General features: G+C 68.2%; 22 protein-coding genes. 13 read left to right on the forward strand and 9 right to left on the reverse strand.

Annotation, left to right across the window (positions count from 1 at the left end; all coding sequences use genetic code 11):
- Positions 1 to 16 precede the first annotated feature (16 nt).
- Positions 17 to 430 carry a DoxX family protein gene (locus LGM56_RS18910; RefSeq protein WP_226206349.1) on the forward strand — a complete coding sequence of 138 codons (414 nt, stop codon included), beginning with the start codon at positions 17 to 19 and terminating at the stop codon, positions 428 to 430.
- A 114-nt stretch (positions 431 to 544) separates the two neighbouring features.
- Entirely contained in the window at positions 545 to 2,038 is a 1,494-nt protein-coding gene (locus LGM56_RS18915; RefSeq protein WP_089498557.1) for a mechanosensitive ion channel family protein, read from the forward strand.
- 35 nt (positions 2,039 to 2,073) lie between these two features.
- On the opposite strand, the gene LGM56_RS18920 is transcribed toward LGM56_RS18915, so the two are convergent.
- The gene (locus LGM56_RS18920) at positions 2,074 to 2,982 is read right to left on the reverse strand and encodes a LysR family transcriptional regulator (protein WP_089498558.1); all 909 of its coding nucleotides are present in this window, start codon (positions 2,980 to 2,982) and stop codon (positions 2,074 to 2,076) included.
- A 121-nt stretch (positions 2,983 to 3,103) separates the two neighbouring features.
- Between LGM56_RS18920 and LGM56_RS18925 the strand changes: the two genes are divergently transcribed.
- A complete protein-coding gene (locus tag LGM56_RS18925; protein ID WP_226206350.1) occupies positions 3,104 to 4,009 on the forward strand; it encodes a helix-turn-helix domain-containing protein in 906 nt (301 codons plus the stop codon).
- Positions 4,010 to 4,128: 119 nt separating this feature from the next.
- Here the strand turns inward: LGM56_RS18925 and LGM56_RS18930 are convergent, their stop codons facing one another.
- The gene (locus LGM56_RS18930; RefSeq protein WP_089498560.1) at positions 4,129 to 4,806 is read right to left on the reverse strand and encodes a hypothetical protein; all 678 of its coding nucleotides are present in this window, start codon (positions 4,804 to 4,806) and stop codon (positions 4,129 to 4,131) included.
- 106 nt (positions 4,807 to 4,912) lie between these two features.
- On the opposite strand from LGM56_RS18930, the gene LGM56_RS18935 reads away from it, so the two are divergent.
- Positions 4,913 to 6,076 (forward strand): aldose epimerase family protein, encoded by a 1,164-nt coding sequence (locus LGM56_RS18935; protein ID WP_226206351.1) that lies wholly within the window; start codon positions 4,913 to 4,915, stop codon positions 6,074 to 6,076.
- 27 nt (positions 6,077 to 6,103) lie between these two features.
- Here LGM56_RS18935 and LGM56_RS18940 read toward each other — a convergent pair whose 3' ends face one another.
- Positions 6,104 to 6,961 carry a PhzF family phenazine biosynthesis protein gene (locus LGM56_RS18940; RefSeq protein WP_226206352.1) on the reverse strand — a complete coding sequence of 286 codons (858 nt, stop codon included), beginning with the start codon at positions 6,959 to 6,961 and terminating at the stop codon, positions 6,104 to 6,106.
- 247 nt (positions 6,962 to 7,208) lie between these two features.
- On the opposite strand from LGM56_RS18940, the gene LGM56_RS18945 reads away from it, so the two are divergent.
- Complete coding sequence (locus tag LGM56_RS18945) at positions 7,209 to 7,865, forward strand: NUDIX hydrolase (RefSeq protein WP_226206354.1); 657 nt, start codon at positions 7,209 to 7,211, stop codon at positions 7,863 to 7,865.
- A gap of 33 nt (positions 7,866 to 7,898) precedes the next feature.
- Here the strand turns inward: LGM56_RS18945 and LGM56_RS18950 are convergent, their stop codons facing one another.
- On the reverse strand, positions 7,899 to 8,870 hold the full coding sequence (locus tag LGM56_RS18950; protein ID WP_226206356.1) for an AraC family transcriptional regulator: 972 nt from the start codon (positions 8,868 to 8,870) through the stop codon (positions 7,899 to 7,901).
- Positions 8,871 to 8,964: 94 nt separating this feature from the next.
- Between LGM56_RS18950 and LGM56_RS18955 the strand changes: the two genes are divergently transcribed.
- Complete coding sequence (locus LGM56_RS18955) at positions 8,965 to 9,795, forward strand: oxidoreductase (protein WP_089463890.1); 831 nt, start codon at positions 8,965 to 8,967, stop codon at positions 9,793 to 9,795.
- Between the two features lie 156 nt (positions 9,796 to 9,951).
- A complete protein-coding gene (locus LGM56_RS18960; RefSeq protein WP_226206358.1) occupies positions 9,952 to 10,788 on the forward strand; it encodes an alpha/beta fold hydrolase in 837 nt (278 codons plus the stop codon).
- A 103-nt stretch (positions 10,789 to 10,891) separates the two neighbouring features.
- On the opposite strand, the gene LGM56_RS18965 is transcribed toward LGM56_RS18960, so the two are convergent.
- A complete protein-coding gene (locus LGM56_RS18965) occupies positions 10,892 to 11,812 on the reverse strand; it encodes a LysR substrate-binding domain-containing protein (RefSeq protein ID WP_226206361.1) in 921 nt (306 codons plus the stop codon).
- A 165-nt stretch (positions 11,813 to 11,977) separates the two neighbouring features.
- Here LGM56_RS18965 and LGM56_RS18970 point away from each other — a divergent pair, with 165 nt between their 5' ends.
- Positions 11,978 to 12,628, forward strand: a complete 651-nt coding sequence (locus LGM56_RS18970) for a LysE family translocator (RefSeq protein ID WP_226206363.1) — start codon at positions 11,978 to 11,980, stop codon at positions 12,626 to 12,628.
- Positions 12,629 to 12,656: 28 nt separating this feature from the next.
- On the opposite strand, the gene LGM56_RS18975 is transcribed toward LGM56_RS18970, so the two are convergent.
- A complete protein-coding gene (locus LGM56_RS18975; protein ID WP_226206411.1) occupies positions 12,657 to 13,364 on the reverse strand; it encodes a DUF3142 domain-containing protein in 708 nt (235 codons plus the stop codon).
- Positions 13,365 to 13,380: 16 nt separating this feature from the next.
- Entirely contained in the window at positions 13,381 to 15,546 is a 2,166-nt protein-coding gene (locus LGM56_RS18980) for a hypothetical protein (protein ID WP_226206365.1), read from the reverse strand.
- A gap of 450 nt (positions 15,547 to 15,996) precedes the next feature.
- Between LGM56_RS18980 and LGM56_RS18985 the strand changes: the two genes are divergently transcribed.
- The 3 genes from LGM56_RS18985 to LGM56_RS18995 all read left to right on the forward strand — a co-directional run bounded on the left by LGM56_RS18985 (position 15,997) and on the right by LGM56_RS18995 (position 19,083).
- On the forward strand, positions 15,997 to 17,514 hold the full coding sequence (locus tag LGM56_RS18985; protein ID WP_226206366.1) for a hypothetical protein: 1,518 nt from the start codon (positions 15,997 to 15,999) through the stop codon (positions 17,512 to 17,514).
- Between the two features lie 32 nt (positions 17,515 to 17,546).
- Positions 17,547 to 17,882: a hypothetical protein gene (locus tag LGM56_RS18990; RefSeq protein WP_069249419.1), complete on the forward strand. Its 336-nt coding sequence runs from the start codon at positions 17,547 to 17,549 to the stop codon at positions 17,880 to 17,882.
- Positions 17,883 to 18,030: 148 nt separating this feature from the next.
- Complete coding sequence (locus LGM56_RS18995) at positions 18,031 to 19,083, forward strand: helix-turn-helix domain-containing protein (protein WP_226206368.1); 1,053 nt, start codon at positions 18,031 to 18,033, stop codon at positions 19,081 to 19,083.
- Between the two features lie 45 nt (positions 19,084 to 19,128).
- On the opposite strand, the gene LGM56_RS19000 is transcribed toward LGM56_RS18995, so the two are convergent.
- Positions 19,129 to 20,541: a 3-deoxy-D-arabino-heptulosonate 7-phosphate synthase gene (locus tag LGM56_RS19000; RefSeq protein WP_226206370.1), complete on the reverse strand. Its 1,413-nt coding sequence runs from the start codon at positions 20,539 to 20,541 to the stop codon at positions 19,129 to 19,131.
- A gap of 161 nt (positions 20,542 to 20,702) precedes the next feature.
- Positions 20,703 to 21,464, reverse strand: a complete 762-nt coding sequence (locus LGM56_RS19005) for a 2-keto-4-pentenoate hydratase (protein WP_226206372.1) — start codon at positions 21,462 to 21,464, stop codon at positions 20,703 to 20,705.
- A gap of 295 nt (positions 21,465 to 21,759) precedes the next feature.
- On the opposite strand from LGM56_RS19005, the gene LGM56_RS19010 reads away from it, so the two are divergent.
- Complete coding sequence (locus LGM56_RS19010) at positions 21,760 to 22,239, forward strand: universal stress protein (protein ID WP_089498573.1); 480 nt, start codon at positions 21,760 to 21,762, stop codon at positions 22,237 to 22,239.
- An 11-nt stretch (positions 22,240 to 22,250) separates the two neighbouring features.
- The gene (locus LGM56_RS19015; protein ID WP_089498574.1) at positions 22,251 to 22,442 is read left to right on the forward strand and encodes a DUF2964 family protein; all 192 of its coding nucleotides are present in this window, start codon (positions 22,251 to 22,253) and stop codon (positions 22,440 to 22,442) included.
- Positions 22,443 to 22,469 lie beyond the last annotated feature (27 nt).

The following is a 22,469-nucleotide window of genomic DNA, read 5'->3' on the forward strand; positions in this document are numbered from 1 at the left end:
CCGGACGAACCGCCGCATGAAACTTCCCGAATCCGACCTTTCCCGCCACGCGGCCGACCTCGGCCTGCTGTTCCTGCGCGTCACCGCCAGCGTGCTGCTGCTCGTGGTTCACGGCTTGCCCAAAGTGCTTCACTACACGTCGGAAGCCGCCGCCATCGAGGATCCGTTTCATCTCGGCCGCACGCTGTCGATCCTGTTCGCGATCTTCGCGGAAGTCGTGTGCCCGGTCTTCATGATCGTCGGCGTATGGCCGCGGCTGGCCGCGTTGCCGGTGATGATCATCACGCTCGTCGCGCTGGTGTTCGTCCATCCCGACTGGTCGCTGCGCGATGCGCAGTTCGCGTGGATGCTGCTGATCCTGTTCGGCACGATCGCGATCGCGGGGGCCGGCCGCTATGCGTTGCCGGGCGTGGTGCGCCGGCGCGCGTAGCGCGGCCGCGGGCGCGCCCGCGCCCAGCATCTCGTCGCAGCGGCGACGGACCGACCGTCACGCTGCCGTCGCCATCGTTCCGTTCCGTTTCGTTTCGTTTCGTTTCGTTTCGATATGCTGAATCTTTCCGACACGGCGCTCTACGGTGCGCCGATCGTGCTGGCCGATCTCGTCGCGTGGCGCCTGTTCGGGCGCGGCCGCGGCGCGACGCGGGCGGTGTGGCGCTGCGCGGCCTTCGCCGCACTGACTGCCGTGCTGTTCGCGCACGGCGTGAGCCCGCTCGCCGTTCCCGCGTCGGCCACCGGCCTCGACCGCATCGCGCTCCAGGCCATCTGCATCGCGTGGTGGCTGCAATGCGCGATCGTCTTCAGCCTGCTGCTCGATCATCTGCTGTTGCCGCCCGCGTGGCGCAGCCAGCGGCTCTTTCACGACATCGCCGCGGGCGTCGTGTTCGGCGCGGCCGTGGTCGCCGCGCTGGGCTACGTGCTCGGCCTGCCGTTGAGCGGCGTCGTCGCGACGTCCGGCGCGGTGGCGGTGATCCTCGGTCTCGCGCTGCAGAACACGCTGAACGACGTATTCTCCGGGCTCGTGCTGAACACCACGCAGCCGTTTCGTCTGAACGACACCGTGTCGATCGGCGAAATCGAAGGGCGGATCGTCGAGAGCAACTGGCGGGCGACGAAGCTGATCGACAGCCTCGGCAACCTGGTCGTCGTGCCGAACAGCGCCGCGGCCCGCGCCACCATCGTGAACCTCAGCGAACCGTCCGGCCTGCACGGCGTGACGCTCACGCTCGACGTCGATCCCGCGGTGCGGCCGGCGGTCGTGGTCGGCGCGCTCGAGCGCGCGGCGGCCAGTTCGCTCGACGTGCTCGCGCGCCCCGCGCCGGTTGCCGTCGTGAAGGCGTTCGGCACCAACGCGATCCGCTACGAGCTGCTCGGCTACGTCGACGCGCTGCAGAAGACGACGGCCGTGCGCAACGCGCTGTACGATCTCGCGCACCGGCATCTGGCCGCGGCAGGCACCGCATGGCGGCCGCTCGCGAGCGCCGCGCCGGCAGCGGCGCAGGACGGGCGCGACGGGCACGATCGGCGTGACGTATCGCGCCGGTTGCTGCTGTTGCGTGCGGTGGACCTGTTCGCGCGCGTCGACGGCGACGATCTCGCCGCGCTGGCCGATGCGCTGGTCTCGCGTTCGTTCGGCCAGGGCGACGTGATCTATGCGTCGAATTCGGATACGCGCGTGCTGACGATCGTCGAATCCGGCGTCGCGGCCGTATTCGTGCCGGGCCCGGCGGGCGACGTCGAGGTGCGGCGCATGGCGCCTGGAGACGCGATCGGACAATCGGTCGTGCTGGCCGGCACGCGCCTGCATGCGACCGTGCATGCGGTGACCGCGATGACCGTCCTGCAACTGCGCAGCGACGACCTGTCGGCGCTGATCCGCAGGAAGCCGGAGCTCGGCAGGCTGATGTGCGAATCGGTGACCGAGCACATCGCGGCCGAGGAAAGGATGATGATCCCGCCGGTCGAGAAGGCGCACGCGTCATTCAGCCTGATCGCGTGGCTCGAGAAGGAAATGAAGCGCGTGCACGACTCGATCGTCTGACGCGGGGGGGTGACCTTCGCTGGCGCCGAACGCGATCAGGCGAGCTGCAAGAGGCGATCGACGAGGTCGGGGCGATCGAGTTGCTCGACCCACCACAGGAGTGCACGGCCGGCCTCGTCGCTGCGCCACGCGAGATAGCAATGCGTGGTGTCGCGCATGCCGGTCACGCGGCGGGCGACGAGCTTGCCGTCGGCGATCGCACGGGCGGCGATGCATTCCGGCAGCGTGCCCACCGCCAGCCCTTCGCATTGCGCATCGAGCTTGGCCGCGAGCGTCGGCACCGCGAGCGTCGGCTGGCCCGCGTCGATCGCAACCGATTGCGGCGGCAACTCGCGCGACGTATCGCTGATCACCGCGCCGCGATACTGGACGACCGTTGCCATCGACAGCGGCTCGGGAAGCGCGGCGAGCGGGTGGGTCGGCGCAATGGCGAACACGTGTTTCAGCGCGCCGATCGGGCGCGCGATGATGTTCGGCAGTTCTGGCGGCGCGCCGGCGGCGCCGACGACGAGATCCGCGCGGCGCGAGATCAGCGCGTCCCAGGCACCGCCGAGCACTTCGGTCGACAGCCGCAGCCGCGTGTCCATCTCGAGCGCATAGAACCGGTGCACGAACGGCCACATCGCATCGAACGGCAGGATCTCGTCGACACAGATGCGGACCTCGGTTTCCCAGCCTTCCTGCGCGCGCTGCGCCTTCATCTCCAGCTGTTCGGCCGCATGCAGGAGCCGCCGGCCTTCCTCGACGACGATGCGGCCCGCGTGCGTGAGCTTCGCGCGTCGCCCGCTGCGGTCGAACAGCATGACGCCGAGATCGCTCTCGAGTTTTTGTACCAGGTAGGTCAGGGCGGACGGCACGCGATGCAGCAGTTCCGCGGCTTCGGCGAACGTGCCGGTACGGTCGATCGCATCCAGTGCTTCGAGCGCTTCGAATGACAGCTTCATCGCGAGTTCCGGGTGGAGGAGGCTGGCGCATCATACCAGCGCGTGCCGCGCGGAGGGCCGCGCGCGTCATGGTGGTTTGCTAGACTGATGCTCCTCGTCATTCACCTGCTTGTCTCCACTCATGACTGCGCGTCAGCCGGACAACGCTTCTTCCGATTTCATCCCGGCCGACGTCCGGCAGACCGTCGTCGCGCAGGCGCTCCCGAAGGGACAGGTCAGCATCGTCCGGCTGAAGTCGCCGCGCCGCAACAGCGGGCTCACCGCGCCCTATCAACTGGAGAATTCGGATCTCATCGTGTTGCAGTTGCGCCCGTTCGGCGAGCAAGATCTGTGGCTCGACGGCCGCCGCGCGCCGTTCGTGCCGTACGGCGCGGGCACGGTCACGGTTTACGATCTCGATCGCGAGTGGGTAGCCGATCTGAAGGGCGCGTTCGACTGCCTGCATTTCCACATGCCGCGCCCGCTGCTCGAGGAAACGGTGGACGACCTCGGCGGCCGGCAGCGGCCGCGGCTTTACCTGCCGCCTCATCTGAGCGCGCACGACCCGATCATCCACTCGCTCGGCCAGTCGCTGCTGCCCGCGCTCGCGCGGCCGGGCGAGGCGTCGCAGATCTTCATCGATCACGTCGGGCTCGCGTTTCAGGCGCACGTGGCCCACCGTTATGGCGGCGTCAGCGAGCGACGGGAAAAGACGTACGGGAAACTCACGCCGTCGCAGGCGCGCCGTGCGAAGGAATTGCTGCTCGAGCATCTCGACGGCAACCTCGGGCTGGCCGACGTGGCGAGTGCATGCGGCCTGTCTCGCAGCTATTTCGTGAAAGCGTTTCATCAGACGACCGGGCTGCCGCCGCATCGCTGGCTCATCGTGCAGCGTGTCGAACGGGCGAAGGAGTGGATGCGCAATCCGAGCCTGCCGTTGAGCATGATCGCCGACGCGTGCGGTTTTGCCGATCAGAGCCACTTCTCGCGGACCTTCACGCGCCTGACCGGCGTCAGCCCTCGCCGCTGGCGAGCGGACCATACCTGAGCGTCGTGATGCGGGGCCGGGCAGGTTTCCGTGATGGCGGGTGGGCAGTTGCCCGGGGAAATTGAACCCGCCAGGCGCGCGCCCATTCGAATGCGCAGCAGACGCTGAGCGCAGCGTGCTTATGCGTAGAAGCCGATCAGCATGTCGAGATTGCGTTGCGCGTGCTGCTCGAGCGGCGCGAATTCCGCCGATCGAAACAACGGGGCCTGCGCGCGCAGATGTTCGAGCGCCTGCCTGCGGCCGGCGCGGAAGGCTGCCGACGGCGCATCGGGATCCTGCGCCCACTCGCGCGCGATCGCGCGGTCGTATTCACGGAGCCGGTCGGGTGCGGCCGCGAGGATCGCGAGATCGGCGTCGAGAAAAATTTGCGCGGCGCGCTGCAATTCCGGATCGACGGCGAACCTGTCAGGCAGCCGGTGCGACTTCGTCGCCAGCACCAGGTCGCGGGCCACGGACACGTGCGATGCATGCGCATGCAACCACGCTGCGTCGCAATGCGCGTGCGTGACCTGCGCGAGCCATTGCGCGCTGAGCGCTTCGTTGTCCGCATACGCCGGCAGTGTCGTCGCGTAGACGATGTCGTGTGCCCACACGGCCAGCTCGATGGCCGGCCACAGCGGGTCCGCGCGATACGGCGCGAGGTGCGCGAACAGTTCCGCCAGATGGGCGAGCGTGTGGTAGAAGCGCTGCGGCTCGCCGTACGCGCGTTCGACGAGCGGCCATACGGCCGTCGTGCCGAAGCAGGCGTCGCAGGCCGCGCGCAGCGTGCGCGCGATATCGGGATCGAGGGCGTTCATGGTGGCGATCGGCTCGGGCAGGCGGTGCGCGGAGCATAGCAAACGTGGCCGCGAGCAGGCATGCCGCTTGCGCACGCGCACGCATTGCACCGTATCGGAGGTTGCCATGAAACGCATCTGGCCGCGCTGCCCGCTGCTCGCGATCTGGGCGGTCGGGGCGCTCGCGCTGTCCGCAGACCTCGCATCGGCGGCGCCCGACGTCTCGATCAGCCGCGCGGATGAAGGAACGACCGCGGCCGGGCAGCCGGTGAGCGAGTACACGCTGGCGAACCAGCGCGGCGTGACGCTGAAAGTCATCACGTACGGCGCTATCGTGACCTCGCTCGACGTGCCGGACCGCGCCGGCCACGTCGCCGACATCGTGCTCGGCTTCGATTCGCTGCACGACTACGAAGCGCACAACGGCAACCTCCATTTCGGCGCACTGATCGGCCGGTATGCGAACCGCATTGCCGGCGGGCGGTTCCCGCTCGATGGCCGGACGTGGGCGCTGCCGGTCAACGACGGGCCGAACACGCTGCATGGCGGCCCCGGCAGTTTCGACGCGAAGGTATGGACGGTCACCGGTACGCACAGCGACGCGAGCGGTTCGAGCGTCATGCTGCGCTACGTGAGCCCCGACGGCGAGAACGGCTTTCCCGGCACATTGACGACCGACGTGACCTACACGCTGACACGTGACAACCAGATCCGGATCGACTATCGCGCGACGACCGACAAGGACACGGTCGTCAACCTCACTAACCACAGCTACTTCAATCTGGCCGGGCACGCCGGCGGCAGCGTCGAGCGGCAACTGATCGAGATCGCCGCCTCGCGCTTCACGCCGACCGACGAGACGTCGATTCCGACCGGGCAACTGGCGAGCGTCGCGGGTACGCCGATGGATCTGCGCCAGTTGACGCCGATCGGTGCGCATTTGCGCGACGCCTATCCGCAGCTCGTCATGGCGCATGGGTACGACCAGAACTGGGTGCTCGACCAGGGCGGCCAGCCGGCGCCGGCGTTTGCCGCGCGCGCCTATGATCCGGCGTCGGGGCGTTTTCTCGAGCTGTACACGACGCAGCCGGGGCTGCAGTTCTATACGGCCAACGGATTGAACGGCAGCGTCGCGGGCAAGGGCGGGACGGTCTATCGGCAAACCGATGCGTTCGCGCTGGAGGCCGAGCATTTTCCCGATTCGCCGAATCATCCGGCATTCCCGACGACGGTACTCAAGCCCGGCGAGACGCTGCACGAAGCGACGGTGTGGCGGGTGGGGGCGCGATGAGCCGGGGCGCGGCCCGGATCGTCTCCGCTACAGGTTGACCACGCCGCGCCCGAGTTCGATCACGCGGCCGCCCACGCCGATCTCGCCGCTCGCACTGACGGACAACCGCAACCGGCAAGGCCGGCCGATAGCGTCCCCCTGTTCGACCTGAAACACGGCCGGCAGGTCACGCTGCATCGCAAGCAGCCACCCGCCCAGGTTTGCGCAGGCCGACCCGGTGCCCGGGTCTTCCGAGACGCTGCCTTGCTTCACGAAGAAGTAGCGCGACACCACCGTCCCCGGGCGCTCGGCATCGAACGCGAAGACGTAGGCGGTCTTGCGGCCGAGGCTGCTGGTCGGCCAGATATCGAGGCAGGCGCTGTCGGGCCGCGCGCGGCGCACGGCGGCGGGATCCTTGAGCGCGACCAGCAACTGGTCGGCGCCGGTGTCGACCCAGATCGGCGGCGCGAGCAGATCGTCTTCCGCGAGCCCCAGCAAGGTCGCCGTCCGGGCGTCGGACAATTCGCACGGCGCCGTCTTCGGCATGCCTGCGTGCGGCGCGGTGAACGTCCACACGTCGTCATGCGCGCTCACGTCGACCACGCCTGCCTTGAACTCGAGCGCGAGCGCGTGGCCCGCACCCTGCAGGTCGCGCACGACATGCGCGGTGCCGAGCGTCGGATGGCCGGCAAAGGCCATCTCATGGCCCGGCGTGAAAATGCGAACCCGCGCATGGGCGCGCTCGGACGGCAGCACGAAGGTCGTTTCGGACAGGTTGAACTGCACCGCGAGCGCCCGCATGGTCGCGTCGTCCATGCCGCGCGCATCGTCGAATACGCAAAGCGGGTTGCCGCCGAAAGTCGATTCGGCGAATACGTTCAGCAGGCGGAAGGCGTAGGAAGGCATTTGAATCTCGTGTGGGTTCGGCAGTCGACGGACCGAGGGGGCACGTTTGTCGCCGGCTTGCGGCAGAGCGGCGGCGGCATGCCGTCGTGATGCAATGCGTCATTGTGCCCGCAAGATGCGATGAAGGGGCGGCATACGGGCTGTCCGCAATTCATGCATGATCGGGGTTCTCCGGTTGGCCGACGGAGATTCGATTTGATCGTTCAACTATCCGCAACGTGCAGGTTCAAGCGTGGAAGGGGAAGACATGGGATCTGACGAAAGCGCTTCGAATACTGGTGGCGCTCAGGTGAATACCGGCTCGCCCCAACCGTTCCTGGACGCGATCGTCCGTGGCGTCGAAGGCCACGGCATCCCTGCCGACACCGATTGGCCGACCGCGAAGCAACTCCTCGCGGACAACGAGGGGCAGTGGAAATTCTCGGCGGTGCTGGTCGCGATCGTCGCGCGGCGCGAGCCGACCATCCTGCTGACCCGACGCGCGTCGGACCTCAGCGAATACTCGTCGCATGTGAGTTTTCCGGGCGGACGCCCGGCCGAGTCCGACCGCGATATCGGCGCGACCGCTTTGCGCGAGGCATTCGAGGAAATCCGCCTCGCGCCTGATGTGGTCCGCGTGGCCGGCAGCTTGCCGATCCACAAAACCAGAAAACGCAATCACGCGATCTTTCCCGTGGTCGGCATCGTGCCGGACACGGCGATATGGGAGGCGGCGCCCGCGGAAGTCGCGGAGATCTTCGAGTTTCCGTTCGCCGTGCTGCTGAATCCGGAGCTGCTGCGGCAATACACGGACGGCGAGCGCACGGGCGCATGGTACTGGGCGGAGCAGACGCAGGACATCTGGGGCGTGACGGCGCTCATCCTGAGGTCGCTCGCCGGTCTGGTGCGCGATGCCATGCGATGACGGCATGCGTTGACGGTCGCATGCCGACGCACGTCAATGCGACGACACGAACACAGCATCCTCGAAGGCTTCCGGAATCGCGAAGCTGTCGCGCATGCGCTGCGTTTCCTTCGCCGGCGTCAGGCCGAACAGGCGCTTGAATTCGCGGCTGAACTGCGACGGGCTCGCATAGCCGACCGCGTAGCCGGCCGCCTCCGCCGTCAGGTCCTCGCGCACCATCAGCAGGCGCGCCTGATGCAGCCGCGTCGACTTCAGGTACTGCATCGGCGACACCTGCGTGATCGCCTTGAAGTGGCTGTGAAAGCTCGGCACGCTCATGCCGGCTGCGTCGGCCAGTTGCGGCACGTCGAGCGGTTGCGCGTAATCGGCATGGATCACGCGCAGTGACCGGCCGATCCGGCCGAACTGCCCGCGCATCGCCAGCGCGCTGCGCAACGCGCTGCCCTGCGCGCCGGTGAGCACGCGGAAATACAGCTCCCGCAGCAGGGCCGGGCCGAGCACCGCGGCGTCGAGCGGCCGGTGCATCGCCTCGACGAAACGCAGCACCGACGCATGCATCGTCGCGTCCATCGGCGTCGACATCATGCTCCTGGGCGCCTGCACGGGCTCCGCCGTCCCTTCGCGGTCGATCTGCGCCGCGAGTTCGGCGGCCAATGTGAAATCGAGGTGCAGGTACAGCGCGAGCAGCGGGCGCTCGGGCGTGGCGTCGGTTTCCATGCTGAACGGCACGGGGACGGACACCGCCAGGTAGTGATGTTCGTCGTACAGATAGCGCTCGCCGCCGAAGTAGCCGCGCTTGCAGCCCTGGCACACGATCACGATGCCCGGGTCGTACAGCACCGGCGTGCGCGTCAGCGCGCGGTTCGAACGCAGGATGCGCACGCTCGGCAGCGCCGTCAGGTTGTAGCCTTCGTCGGGTGCCAGCGTGCGCAGCAGCGCCACCAGGCGCTTCCGGTCGCGCGGCGGCAGCGTCGGGGATCGGGCGGGGATGGGATCGGCGCTCATAGTTTTGTGCAAGAAAATCAACGGAATCGGGCTTATTCGACGGGGTTCGTCAGACTAGTATGCACGCTCCAATCGACATTCGGGAGAAGCTCACATGGCATCCGGCAAGCTCATGCTCATTACCGGCGTCAGCAGCGGCTTTGGCCGCGCGCTCGCGCAGGAGGCCCTCGCGGCGGGTTACACGGTGGTCGGCACCGTGCGAAGCGCGCAGGCGGCGCAGGATTTCGACGCACTGTCCGCGCAGGCGTTCGCGCGGGTGCTCGACGTGACCGACTTCGACCGCATCGACGGCGTCGTGGCGGAAATCGAGGCGAACGTCGGGCCCGTCGACGTCCTGGTGAACAACGCCGGCTACGGGCACGAAGGGATCATGGAAGAGGCGCCGCTCGCGGAGATGCGCCGGCAGTTCGACGTGAACGTGTTCGGCGCGGTCGCGATGATGAAGGCGGTCATCCCTTACATGCGCGAACGGCGGCGTGGCCATATCCTGAACATCACGTCGATGGGCGGCCACATCACGATGCCGGGCATCGCTTACTACTGCGGCAGCAAGTTCGCGCTGGAGGGCGTGACCGAAACCGTCGGCAAGGAGCTGGCGCCGTTCGGCATCGCTGTGACGGCCGTGGCGCCGGGGTCGTTCCGCACCGACTGGGCCGGCCGCTCGATGGCGCGCACGCCGCGCTCGATCGCGGATTACGACGCGCTGTTCGATCCGATCCGCCAGGCGCGCGAAGAGAAGAGCGGCAAGCAGCTGGGCGATCCCGCGAAGGCCGCGCGGGCGATGCTCGCGGCGATCGCGGCGGACCATCCGCCCGCGCACCTGCTGCTCGGCAGCGATGCGCTGCGGCTGGTACGCGGCAAGCTGGCGGCGCTGGACGCGGAAATCCGCGCGTGGGAGGCCGTGACGGTGTCGACGGATGGTTGAAGTGCGGCGCTGGACGATCGTTCGCCCGTAGCGGGATCGACCACGTCGTCGACATCGTCGACGGTCATTCGCAACTTGGCATCCTCGTTTAACAAACCTGTCCGATAATGGCTGCCGGCCAGTGCGCCGTTCATCCACCTCACAGGAGTCATCGCGATGCCATACGTCACCACGAAGGATCACGTCGAGATCTTTTACAAGGACTGGGGCCCGAAGGACGCGCAGCCCATCGTCTTCCATCATGGCTGGCCGTTGTCCGCGGACGACTGGGATGCGCAGCTGCTCTTCTTCGTCCAGAAGGGCTATCGCGTGGTGGCGCACGACCGGCGCGGCCACGGCCGGTCGGCGCAGGTGTCGGACGGGCACGACATGGATCATTACGCGGCGGACGCTTTCGCGGTCGTCGAGGCGCTCGACCTGCGCAATGCGGTGCACATCGGCCACTCGACCGGCGGCGGCGAAGTGGCGCGCTACGTCGCGAAGCACGGCGAGCCGGCCGGCCGCGTCGCGAAGGCGGTGCTGGTCAGCGCGGTGCCGCCGCTGATGGTGAAAACCGCATCGAACCCGGAAGGCTTGCCGATCGAGGTGTTCGACGGCTTCCGCAAGGCGCTCGCCGACAATCGCGCGCAGTTCTTCCTCGATGTGCCGAGCGGTCCGTTCTACGGGTTCAACCGCGAAGGTGCAACCGTGCATCAGGGTGTGATCCGCAACTGGTGGCGACAGGGGATGGAAGGCAGCGCGAAGGCGCATTACGAAGGCATCAAGGCGTTTTCGGAAACCGACCAGACGGAAGACCTGAAGTCGATCTCCGTCCCGACGCTCGTGCTGCATGGCGAAGACGACCAGATCGTGCCGATCGCGGATGCCGCGCTGAAGTCGATCAAGCTGCTGAAGAACGGCACGCTGAAGACGTACCCGGGCTACTCGCACGGGATGCTGACGATCAACGCGGACGTCCTCAACGCCGACCTGCTGGCTTTCGTGCAGGCGTAACAGTGTTGGCGCGGGCCCGCTTCGGCGGGCTGCGCCGCCATTGCGGGCCGGCGGCGCGCGGTCGCGCTGCCGGCCACGCGGCCGGATCACCGGCCGCTGTGGTTTAGCCCGGGCCGTTGAAGCGGATGCCCGGAAACGTCAGACGCGGGAGCCGGCTTTCCAGAAACGCGAGCAGTTCGCGCACCGGCGCGGCCTTGGCTGAATCGTCCGGCCACACGAGGTAGTACGCGTCCCCCGTATTGACGGCGGTCTTGAACGGCAGCACGAGCTGCTTCTCGTCGATGGCCGTCGCGCACAGCGCGAGATCGCCGATCGAAATGCCGTGGCCGGCAATCGCCGCCGCGATCCCCTGTTCGAGCATGTCGAACACCTGCCCGCGCGTGATGTCCACCTCGAGATCATGGCCGCTGCCCTTGAGCCAACGGCGCCAGTCGCGCCGGTCGGGCGACGGGTGGATCAGCTCGCACGCCGCCGGATTCGTGCGTGCGACCGTCGCGGTCGCCCGCGAGCACACCGGAATCAACCATTCGTCGAACAGCTTCACGCACTGCGTGGCCTCGCCGAACTTGCCCGCGCCGAGCAGGATCGCGCAATCGTAGGATTCGCTGAAGAAATCGACGGTATCGACGTCCATCCACACGCTCGCGATCTGCACCTCGAACGCGGGCCGCGTGGCGCGAAATGCGGCCAGGGCGTCGAGCAGCCAGCGCATCGTGAGCGTGGACGGCGCCTTGAGCCGCAGCACGTCGCGTTGCGACTGGAACAGCACGCACGCTTCCTCGATCTGCCGGAAGCCGCGCCGCAGGCCCGACGCGAAGATGTGCGCTTCCGCCGTCACGGTCATTCTGGGGCCGTGCCGGACGAACAGCTTCCGGCCGAAGTACGCCTCGAGCGTCCGCACGTGCTTGCTCACCGCGCTTTGGGTGAGGCTCAGTTCTTCTGCGGCCAGCGTAAACGAGCCGGTACGCGCGGCGCTTTCGAACGCGCGCAGCGCGTAGACAGGCGGGAGCGGTTTGGCCTTCACGGGTTTTGAACAGGAATAAAACTCATGTCATCCGGCAGGATTTTCCGTTTTTCAACGGCAGGCCGGGTACGCAATACTTCAGAAAACCGTGCAATCCGGTGCGCTGAAGCACGATGATGCCACCGTGGCGGGCACGCGCGTCAATTCACCCCACAACTTTTTGTCATGACACTTCATTACCCGCTGCTGTTCGCCTATCTCGCCGCGATCGTGCTGCTCATCGCGACGCCCGGCCCGGTCGTCATGCTCGTGGTCGGCACCGTCGCGCGGCGCGGCTTCCGCCAGGGGATGCTGACCGCGGTGGGCGCCAATGCCGCGAGTCTCGTGATGATCGCGGGGGCGATGCTGATGGTGTTCGGCGTCGTGCTCGTCAGCGAGCGCCTGTTGACCGGGTTGCATGTGGCCGGTTGCGTGTTCATCGCGGTGCTGGCCGTCCGGACGCTGCTCGGCGAATGGCGTGCCGGCCGCACGCGTAACGGCAACGACGCGCGGGAAGGAGAAACGGCATCGCAGGCGCGCGGCTTGCCGGGCGTCGTGCGCGGCTTTCTCGTCGGCATCGCGAATCCGAAGGACCTGCTGTTCTTCGTCGCGTTCTTTCCGCAGTTCGTCGGCATCACGCCGGATTCGCGCGTGAGCCTGGCCATCCTGGCCGCACTGTGGATCGCGGTCGATTTCACGATCCTGACCAGCTACATGGCCGCGATCAACCATCCGCTGATTCATCGCAAGCAGCGCTGGATCACGGCGTCGTCGGCGGGCGCGCTACTCGTGATTGCGCTCGCCGGGCTCGGCAGCACGATCGCGGGTGCCGCGTAAGCGGTCCCGATTGACCGCGCGAGTCATATCAGCCGTTGCGCAGGAACACGACGTAGCCGCGGAACCACGGATTCGTCGCGAGGTACGGCGGCGCGTCCCATTCGCCGCCCTGGATGATGCCGATGCGAAACGGCAACTGCAGCCGCGCGACGCGCGGCAGGTAGTCCGCATAGTCGGGGATCGTGCGGCGGCCCTGGTAGGTCTGCACGACCACTTCGTCGACGATCCCCCTGAGCTGGTTGACCTGGTCGGTGTCGATGCGGCTGCTCCAGTCGAGCAGCCCGGTGATGCTGAGCCGATAGTCGGCGGGCAGCGTGTCGCGCAGCGACTGCAGGAATGCGAGGTAATCCTGCAGGTGGCGCGTGCGCGCATCGAAGTCGATCTGGATGCCGGTGATCGTGCGGCCCGACGCGCGCCAGCGCGTGAGCTGCGCGAGCATGATCTGCGTGACGCGCGGCGTCCAGCGCAGCGTATGCGCGCGATAGACGAGCCACACGCGCGCCTGCGGCGCGGGTGGCAGCGCGACGCCCTGCGCGATCACGCGGACCTGCGACTCGTCCCGCGGCGACGCCTCGATCTGCCCTTGCAGCACGTAGACGGTGCGCGCGCCGTGCACGACCGCCTGCGGCTTCACGCCTGCCCACAGCCAGAACGCGTCGTACCGCGCGGCATCGACGGTGCCGGCCAGTGCGACGTGTCCGGCCAGCAGCAGTGCGAGGCACGCCAGGCATGCGATGCGCGTCACGCGGCGCTTACCAGTAGTAGCGAAGCTTCTGCGCCCACGGGCTGCCCGCGTAGCTCGCCTTCAGCGTATCGAACCAGCGCTTGCGCACGTTCTTCGGCACGTCCTTGCCGCCGCATTCGTTGGAGCCGCCCGGTGCATAGCACTTGATCGCGCGGTAGTACGCGTAGGCGCGGTCGTTCGGGTTCGCCTGCGCATCGGCCATCACCGTCAGGTAGCTCGACATCCGCTCGTACGGTTTGCCGTCGAACTGCGACGGCCCCGCGCCGAGCGTCGGCGGAATGCGCGCGGCGGCCGTCGTCGATGCGTTGCGGATCCACAGCGGCACCGGATCGCTTTCGAGGCCGGGTGCGGGCGGGTGCAGGCGCACGAAATCGGCGAGGCAGTTCAGCCCTTTCGCATCGGTGGGATTCTGCTGGAGCGCCGTGGCGATGTCGTGGGCGGACGGGCACGTATATCCGTCATCGTTCCTCGCGCCGGCCGCGATGAACGGCTTCAGCGGATCGGCCGGCTTACCGGACACCAGAGCGGCGTCGGCGATGAACTCGGCGTAATGCGAGCGGGTGAGTTCCTTGTACAGCAGCGTGGTCAGCGCGGTGTCGCGCAGCGCGCCGCCGGTCGCCTGGTTTTGCGCCTGGGCGCGCAGCAGGTCCGCATTGGCCGAGCGTTGCAGCAGCACGGCGCGGATCGCGGCGTTCTGCACGGGCGAATCGTCGGCGAACGCGTCGTTGACGAGCCCGGCCTGCTCCAGGTTGATCGCGAGCGCGAGTTCCAGCGCTTCGCGCTGGAAGCGGAATGTCGCGAGCGGGATCAGGTCGCGCCACAGCTGGCGTGCCTTGTCGGACTGTCCGCTATCCTCCAGCGCGAACCCGCGCAGCGCCTGCTGGCTCAGGCCGAAGTAGTCGAGCGGCTCCGCGGGCGTCTGCGGCAGTAACGCGAGCGCGGCGTCCGGCTTGTGCCCGATCTGGACGTACCAGGTCGCGAGCAGGTAGTCGTAGAGCGCGGGCGCGTTCGCGAAGCGCGGCTTCTGCGCCTGCAGGTCGTCCAGCGTCAGCGGCTTGCGGTTCGAATCGCTGCTGTCCGACGTGCGCATGCGCAGCAGGTCGACGGTCGCGAGCACGGTCGGCGACTGGATCTGGCTCGCGTCGAATTCCGACCCGAACAGCAGCTTGCTGTCGAGTTCGTTCGCCAGCTGGATCAGCGGCACGTTCGACGTCGCCGGCGACCAGCGCGCGAGCGCGTGGCCGTACAGGTCGGCCTGCTGCGTCACGTTGCCGCCGAGCCATGCGACCCGCCGCAACAGCCCGTTTGCGGAGGTCGCATAGCGCCCCTGCGGGTACACCTTCAAGTAAGTGCGAAACACCGTGTTCGCGGCGTCGAGCGACACCTTCGTCACGCGGCCGCGCGTCGGCGTGGGGCTGTCGTGGTCGAACACGTTGGCCTGCGCGGCGTTCAGCTGCGCGCGCCCGGCCATGTAGAGCCCGGTTTCCTTCAGCCACGGGTTCGCGCTGTGCGAAGCGCTCGCGAAGGCCCGGGTCGCGGTGAGGAAGTCGGCGCGGTAGAACGCGTTCGTGCCGTCGAGGTACGCGGCGAACTGCTGGCCGAGTGGCGACTTGGCCGGCGGTTTGGTCCAGGCGGCACTCGCGCCGGCGGCGGCGCAGGTCTTCTGCGCGATGTCGGCACGCGCCGCGCGCAGCCGTGAGGCTTCGTCGGCGGGGAGACCGGCACCGCCCAGTGCGTCGTTGAATGCGTCGGCGCCCGAAGTCATGCTGCGGCAGATGCTGCCTTCGCCGTCGGCGTACTGGTTCGACGGCGCTTCGGCATCCGTTGCGCTGCCGGTCTTGTCGGGCTCCTTCTGCCCGATATAGATCCATCCGGAGAAGTCCATCTGGAACGGCACGATGATCTGGTGGACCCGGTCTTTCGCCGGGATGGTCTTCGGATCCGGAAACGCCTGCGCGACCTTGGCGCTGTCGACCATCATCAGCATCGCGTTGATGCGCGTGTCGTTGGCGGGGCTCAGCATCGGCACGTTGGCGCAGGAGTAGGTGGTCTGCCGGAGCGTGGTCGGCGCATAGCAGCCGTCGTCGCCGCTGGCATGGGCCGCCGGAATCCAGAACAGGCCGACCGCCAGCGCGGCGAACAGGTGGCGGTGCAGCAATGGGGTGTTGGGCATTTTTTTCTTGTGCCGGGTAGGGGGCCGCAGCGGCCGGGTCTCTCAGGTGAGGCGTTTCGCCCCGGCGCGTATCGTACCGCACCGATCGCTTCGGCCGCGAGTGCGCGCAGGCCGGCCGATCGCCGCATCGAATGCGGGCCGGCGAAATGGAAGTCCACTTACTGTAGACGCAACGCCACCTTGAATCCGGATCGTCTGAATTAAGATGCAGCCGGCGGTGATGGACATCCGACGATAGACGACTTGTCGTCGTCGCTGCCCGACGGGGGGCTGCCGGAAGCGGCGTTCGCATCGATCCGCACGACGGAGTCGATCATGATTGAGGGGGAGCGGACGCCGGTTTCCATGCCTGTTCAATAGTATTGCTTATCAATAGGCCGATCGATGTGAGGCATCGTGAGGCGAACGGCAGACGAGAGTGCGCCGGCACACGAAAAGAAGAGGATTCCGATGAAACCCATTACATGGATGGTCATGGCAGTCGCGCTCGCGCTGTCCGCCTGCGGCGGCGACGACGTCGCCACGAACGGCGGCGCGTCGTCGTCGCCGAACACGCCCGGTTTGCCTTCCGGCCCGACGTCGCCCGGTGGCGGCTCGAACGGCGGCTCGAACGGTGGGCCGACGGGCGGCGGCGGGACGACGCAACCGCAGGCCGGCTGGTCGAAGGCTGCCGCCGTGGACGGCAAGGGGCCGGAGGGCCAGCCCAGCGTGACCATCGACGCGAGCGGCAACGCGCTCGCCACCTGGATGACCAATGGCCCGGCCGGCACGAACGGCAACGAAATGTGGGGCGCGCGCCGTGTGGCGGGCTCGGGCTGGGGCAGCGCGACGCGGCTCGACACGGGCGACGGTTCGCATGCGATGAACACGCTGACCGGCGTGCAGCCGAAACTGGTCGGCAACGCGAGCGGGCAGGCGGTCGCGTTCTGGACCGAATGGACGCCGGGCGCCAACACGTACGCGTTGTGGGCGCGCCCGTACAGCCCGGGTAGCGGCTGGGGCACGCCGGTCACGCTGGCGCCGGACATGGCCGGGTCGTCCTATTCGGCCGGCATGGACAGCCAGGGCAACGCGCTCGTCACGTGGACGCAGTCGATCAGCCTGCTCGATACGCGCATCGCGTGGACCCGCTATACGCAGGCCGGGCAGTGGTCACCGACGGCGCTGGTCCAGATGCCGGTGCAGAGCGGCCCGGACGCCGTGACCGGCGACACCGACAACGTGAGGCCGATGCTGTCGGTGCTGTCATCCGGCCGGGCGGTGCTCGCGTGGCGGCAGACCAACCATACGAAGTCGGCGCTGTGGACGGCCACGTACGACGCGACCAACGGCTGGACCAACGTCAACCCGGTCGTCTCGAACTCGAGCCTGTTCACGACGATCATCTCGCCGGTCGCCGGCATGGACGCGAAGGGCAACATCACGCTGGTTTGGGGGCAACTCGACGTGACGGGCGGCAAGCTCTACAACGCCACGATGTCGCAGCGCTATGTGTCCGGAACCGGATGGCAGCCGGCCCAGCCGGTCGCCCCGGCGATCGTGGTGCCCACGGGCTTCATCGCGACGCCGATGCTGACCGTCAACGAAAACGGCGTGGCCGCCGCGATGTGGGCGGAAGGCGGCGCGGTGCTGCAGGCGAGCGTGTCGGATGCCAGCGGAAACTGGGGGCCGCTGCAGAAGCTGACGGAACACCTGAACGGGGCGGCGCTTCAGTACCCGCCGCTGGTGATCGACCCGGCCGGCAACGTGACGGTCGCCTGGGAGGACACGGGCACGCCGAACGCGTCGGTCCTCCTCGTGGGCGGCTACCGCAACGGCGCATGGAGCACGTCGACCGCGGATCCGCAGGATGGAACGTGGCCGGCGCTGGCCGTCAACGCGGCGGGGGCGATGGCGCTCGTCTGGCAGGGGTTCGCCGCGAACATCGGCAGCCAGATCCAGTCCAGTTTTTATACCCCGGGCTCGTAATCGTGTCGCGTCGGGCATTCGAAGGAGAAGCCATGAAGCAAGTCTTGCAATGCACCGTTGTTACCTTGCGGACCGCGCTGGGCGCGGCGGCCGCCGGCCTCGTGTTGTCCGCGTGCGGTTCGACGCAGATGAACATGGTCGACGTGCAGACGTCGACCGCGAAGACGCTCGGCCTCGCGTCGTCGGACGAGATCACGATTGCCAACGTGCAGTACGGGAAGAAGGACGGGCTGGGTGGCCAGAAGGTGGGTTACGACGCGACGACCGGCAAGGGGCGGCGTTTCGGCTGTACGGTGTTCATGATTCCGGGGCTCACGCCGATCGATCGGCCGACGTACAACAACTGGGAATGCCATCCGCAACGCTGATGGCCGCGAGATCGACGGCGCCCGTCGCAGGGCGCCGGTCGGCCGCTTCTGTGGACGACATGCCGCGCCGGCCTTGCGCCGACGCAATTTGGTCCGATAATCGACGAACCGATCTATCCTCTCGTGTCGGCTCGATAAAAAAACTGTCATGGATCAAGCGGCATTCGTCCCTGTTTTCAAGTTTCGCACGATCGACTACCCCGAACAGGACCGGTTCCACGTCTGGGTCAAGGACATGCTGTGCGACTACCGTCTCGATGACGACGGCGGCCACGGCGTGTTCGACGCGGAAGCGAGCGGCGCGGCGCTCGGCCCGCTGATCCTGTCGGGCCGGCAATGGCGGTCGCGCGCACCGGCCTATCGGGTCAATCGCACGACGCGGCGAATCCGGCTCGACGGCCAGGACTCGATCCGCTTCACGCTGCTGCTCGGCGGGCGGCTGGCCAGCCACACCGGCGGGCCCGAACTGGTCAAGCGCGCCGGCGACGTGTTCGTCTACGACGTCGCGCAGGTCAACGACTGCCGGGTCGAGGCCGGCGACGTGATCAGCCTGGTCGTGCCGAGGTACCTGCTGCCGAGCCATGCCGCACAGGCGCACGGCCAGACGCTGACGAGCGGCGTGGGGCGGCTGCTCGGCGACCACATGCTGTCGCTGTTCCGCAACCTGCCGACTCTGCGCACGCACGAGATCCCGAGCATCGTGCAATCGACGTTGCTGCTGCTGGCCGCGGCCATTTCACCCACCACGCAGGCGCTGAACGACGCACGCGGCCCGATCGACGGGGCGCTGGCCGAGCGGGTCCGGCGCTACATCGACGTGCATCTGCTGGAGCCCGACCTCGATCCCGACCGGATCTGCCGTGACATCGGCGTGTCGAGAGCGCGGCTCTACCAGCTGTTCAAGGAAGACGGCGGCGTGATGCGGCAGATCACGCGCCGGCGGCTGCGCCATGCATACCACGTGCTGGGCGACCCGCAGCGCCGGCATCGGCGCATCGCGGAAATCGCGTGGGCGCACGGCTTTCCCGACGAGAAGTATTTCCACCGGCTGTTCAAGGCGGAGTTCGGCCACACGCCGAAGGAAACGCTCGAATGCGCGACCGCGCCGGTGCTGCTGCCATGCGATGCGGCCGAGGATCGATGGGCGGACGGCGGCCGCCTGACAGGATGGACGTTGCCGTTCGGCGTGCTCACCAACTGAGCGGGCGGGGCACGCCGGCCGCCGCACGGCGGTTCGTGTCGTGCGTCACGCGTACGCGCTGCTCGCCACACCGCCTTCATCGACATCGTCGATCGCGGCCCGCAAGTCGTCGATCGCCACCATCAGCTCGCGCACCTGCCGCAACGACGGGTACTGGTGCAGCACCGCGTGCCATTGCGGCAGCGTCAGCAGCGCGTGCCAGACCACACCGAGGCCGCCCGGATCGGCATCCGGCCGCTGCGCGAGCGCGCTCGCGTATTCGAGGCTGGCCTGCGCGGACAGCAACTGCATCCGGCTGGCGGCGGCCAGCAGGCGCGGCGTCGTGTCGGCGGATGCATCGCAGCAATAGAGCACTTCGCGCGGCAGCGTCGCTTCGTCGGTCGTCAGCGCGCGCAGCGACGCGCCGTGCACGCGCACCGTGCCCTGGTGCGTCTCGAACGCATAGAGCGTGTCCGGGTCGGCCTGCGCGAGCAGGTTCAGGCCGCGCAGCAGCCGCGGCAGATCGGTCGTCGCGGCATCCGCGGATGCTTTCGCTTCGACGAGGAAGCGCACGTTCCAGGCGGGCGCCGGGTCATCGCCGCGCGGGCGTTCGAGCAGGATCGCGTCCCATTCGGTTTTCGCGCGATCGTGGCGGCCCGGAATCGATGACGGCACGCGCATCGACGTCACCACCCGGTACGTGCGGCGTGCGTCGACGGCGTCGAGCCGGCGCGCCAGCGCGTCGAGCGCCTGCGCGGCCAGCGCTTCGACGGCCGCGCCGCGCTGCTGCGACGCGACGCCTTGCGCGACGGCGACGGTGCTGCCTTCGAGCGGGCCCTGGCGTACCCAGAGCGCCCGGTAGCGACGCACGTGCTCGTCCGATGCCAGTGCGTCGACGCGCAGCAGGCGTTCGAGCGCGGCGCTGTCTTTCAGCTTGACGATGTCCTGCTCGAACGCGGCGTCGGTCGCCATGTCGGGCAGCGCGAGCAGGTGCAGCAGCGTGTCGTGCAGGTCGGCCCACGACGCGGCGGTGGCGGCCGCATGCAGCCGCGCGAGCCCGTCGCGTTGCCAGGGGCGGGCGCTGCGCTCGAGCTTGGCCGGGTGCGCGATCGCGTTGACGGCCGAGTGCAGCGCGCGACGGTCCTGCTCGGCGTGCGCGGACAACGACGCGTATTCGCGCACGCTCGGCGCATCGTGCCGCAGCACCGCGGCCTGAAAGGCGGGATCGCCGGCGTGCGTGTCCATTGCATCGCGGATCATCCGCGCGAGGGCGTCGATGAAGCGCTGCCGCAGTGCCGCGTCGGGCGTCTGTCCGTCGCTTTGCATCCGGCGCGCTGCCTCGATCACGATTGCGAGCGTGGCGGCCGGGTTCGCGGCATCGGCCGGCGACAGCGTGCTGTCGAGCGGCGGCAGCCGGTAGCGGCGTGCGACGATGCGCAGGGTTTCGTCGAGCAGGGCGGGAAGCGGTGTCAGCGACATGGTCGGTATCGGCTTGAAGGCGATGCGCGTGCCCGGGGTTGGGGGAGTGAAGTGGTGGACGCGATGATGTGCAACGTTATCACGCCGGGTCGGTCGGCACGACGGCGCAGGCGTCCCTGCGCGTCAGCGATCAGCGCAACCGCTCCCGCCCACCCCACGCATCACGCCGTCAACGTCACCGACAGGCTGCCGAGTTCGCCGAAGCGCACCGTCAGCGCATCGCCGAGCGGCACGTCGATCGCGCCGGCGTACGAACCGGTCGTCACGATCTGTCCGGCGCGCACGGCGTCGCCGCGCGACGCGAGGAAATTGACGAGCCACACCAGCGGCTTCAGCGGATCGCCGTCCGGATGGCGGCCGTCGATCGCGCGGTTCAGTGCGCCTTCGAACGACAGCGCGAGCGTCTCGAGCGGCACGTTCAGCCCGTCGGGCACGACCGGGCCGACGCACAGCCCCTGGTTGAATTGCCCGTCGGCCAGCAGCTCGAACTTCGACGCGCGCGTGGGCTCCGCATAGCGGCAACCGAGCACTTCGAGCACGATGCGCACTTCGCGGATCGCGTCGCGCACGTGCTGTTCGTCGTAAGGCTGTTCGCGCGCAGGCAGGTCGCGATCGAGCACGAATGCGATTTCCGGTTCGATCCGCACGATCGGGCCGCCGACGACGCGGTACGGCGCATCGGCCTCGCGGATCGTCGATGCGAAGATCGGCGCGAGGATCACGCGGTCGGGCGGCGGCAGCGCGCATTTCCAGCCGCCGACGGGTTCGCCGAGCAGGTCGGCCACGCGCTGCTGGATCGCGAGGGCGGTCTCGACGTTCTCGGGGCGTAGCGCATCGGGCAGCAGCGGGCCGGGCGAGCCGGCATGGCGGGCGGCGACGAGATGCTGGGCGGCGCCGTCCACGCGTTCGGTAGTCGTTGTCATGTCGGTTGAGCGAGTTGAAAGTGGGCCGGCAAATAAGGGCCGGACGAAAGTCGCACATTCGATGATAGCGCTTTCGGCACGATGACCGCTCGATCGCACCGCTTCGGCTGTTGTGTCAGCCGGGTTCGCGACCTGGCCGCAAGCGAGCGGTATCGGCATCACGTCGCGACGCTTTGCCGCACAGCCGGCCGCCGGTGGACCTTGATCGCCATCAACATTCGAACCCGCCATCCGCCGATGATGGTGACAAGGCCGCGCGATCGGAAGCGTGGCCACTCACCCCAGCGAGGTTCGCATGTACGAGAAGATCATGGTGGCCGTCGACGGCAGCGCTTCGTCGAAGCAGGCGCTTGCCGAGGCAGTGAAGGTCGCGCTGGCAGGCGACGCACACGTCAGCGTCGTGTATGTGGTGGACAAGTCGGTGCTGTTCACTTACGCGGGCCGTTTCGATCCGCACGCACTGGTCGAGGAGATCCGCGACGACGGGCGCAAGGTGCTGCGCGAAGCCGAGCAGATCATCGCGCTGGCCGGCGCGAAGGGCGAGGCCGAACTCGTCGAGACCGAAAGCATCGGCGAGGACATCGCGGAGCGCCTGCAGCGCTACGTGAAGGAAGGCGGTTTCGATCTCGCGGTGGTCGGCACGCATGGGCGGCGCGGAATCCGGCGCGTGCTGCTCGGCAGCGTCGCGGAGCGCTTCGTGCGCGGCTCGAAGTGCCCGGTGCTGCTGATTCGCGGCGACGATCACGACGTAGCGGCCGCCGCCGCGGCTGCCTGACGCGGCGCGCGATGATCCGCCGCCAGTCCCGCATCGTCGTCGCGGCGATCGCCGTGTTCGTGTCGCTCGCGGGGATGATGGCCGTCGTGTCGGGGCTGCTGTTCGACAACGCGATGGCGCTGCGCGGCGGCGCGATCGCGCTGGTGGTCGGCGTGGCCGGCTTCGTCGTGATGCTCAATCCGGGCGCGAAGGGCGAGGAGTGACGGAAGCGCGCGTGGCCGGCCTCGTCC

The organism is Burkholderia sp. AU38729 (genome assembly GCF_020419725.1).
Classification (GTDB): domain Bacteria; phylum Pseudomonadota; class Gammaproteobacteria; order Burkholderiales; family Burkholderiaceae; genus Burkholderia.

Coding starts and splice junctions, on each gene's coding strand:
- LGM56_RS18910 (WP_226206349.1), top strand. CDS start 17: ATGAAACTTCCCGAATCCGACCTTTCCCGCCACGCGGCCGACCTCGGC.
- LGM56_RS18915 (WP_089498557.1), top strand. CDS start 545: ATGCTGAATCTTTCCGACACGGCGCTCTACGGTGCGCCGATCGTGCTG.
- LGM56_RS18920 (WP_089498558.1), bottom strand. CDS start 2,982: ATGAAGCTGTCATTCGAAGCGCTCGAAGCACTGGATGCGATCGACCGT.
- LGM56_RS18925 (WP_226206350.1), top strand. CDS start 3,104: ATGACTGCGCGTCAGCCGGACAACGCTTCTTCCGATTTCATCCCGGCC.
- LGM56_RS18930 (WP_089498560.1), bottom strand. CDS start 4,806: ATGAACGCCCTCGATCCCGATATCGCGCGCACGCTGCGCGCGGCCTGC.
- LGM56_RS18935 (WP_226206351.1), top strand. CDS start 4,913: ATGAAACGCATCTGGCCGCGCTGCCCGCTGCTCGCGATCTGGGCGGTC.
- LGM56_RS18940 (WP_226206352.1), bottom strand. CDS start 6,961: ATGCCTTCCTACGCCTTCCGCCTGCTGAACGTATTCGCCGAATCGACT.
- LGM56_RS18945 (WP_226206354.1), top strand. CDS start 7,209: ATGGGATCTGACGAAAGCGCTTCGAATACTGGTGGCGCTCAGGTGAAT.
- LGM56_RS18950 (WP_226206356.1), bottom strand. CDS start 8,870: ATGAGCGCCGATCCCATCCCCGCCCGATCCCCGACGCTGCCGCCGCGC.
- LGM56_RS18955 (WP_089463890.1), top strand. CDS start 8,965: ATGGCATCCGGCAAGCTCATGCTCATTACCGGCGTCAGCAGCGGCTTT.
- LGM56_RS18960 (WP_226206358.1), top strand. CDS start 9,952: ATGCCATACGTCACCACGAAGGATCACGTCGAGATCTTTTACAAGGAC.
- LGM56_RS18970 (WP_226206363.1), top strand. CDS start 11,978: ATGACACTTCATTACCCGCTGCTGTTCGCCTATCTCGCCGCGATCGTG.
- LGM56_RS18980 (WP_226206365.1), bottom strand. CDS start 15,546: ATGCCCAACACCCCATTGCTGCACCGCCACCTGTTCGCCGCGCTGGCG.
- LGM56_RS18985 (WP_226206366.1), top strand. CDS start 15,997: ATGAAACCCATTACATGGATGGTCATGGCAGTCGCGCTCGCGCTGTCC.
- LGM56_RS18990 (WP_069249419.1), top strand. CDS start 17,547: ATGAAGCAAGTCTTGCAATGCACCGTTGTTACCTTGCGGACCGCGCTG.
- LGM56_RS18995 (WP_226206368.1), top strand. CDS start 18,031: ATGGATCAAGCGGCATTCGTCCCTGTTTTCAAGTTTCGCACGATCGAC.
- LGM56_RS19000 (WP_226206370.1), bottom strand. CDS start 20,541: ATGTCGCTGACACCGCTTCCCGCCCTGCTCGACGAAACCCTGCGCATC.
- LGM56_RS19005 (WP_226206372.1), bottom strand. CDS start 21,464: ATGACAACGACTACCGAACGCGTGGACGGCGCCGCCCAGCATCTCGTC.
- LGM56_RS19010 (WP_089498573.1), top strand. CDS start 21,760: ATGTACGAGAAGATCATGGTGGCCGTCGACGGCAGCGCTTCGTCGAAG.
- LGM56_RS19015 (WP_089498574.1), top strand. CDS start 22,251: ATGATCCGCCGCCAGTCCCGCATCGTCGTCGCGGCGATCGCCGTGTTC.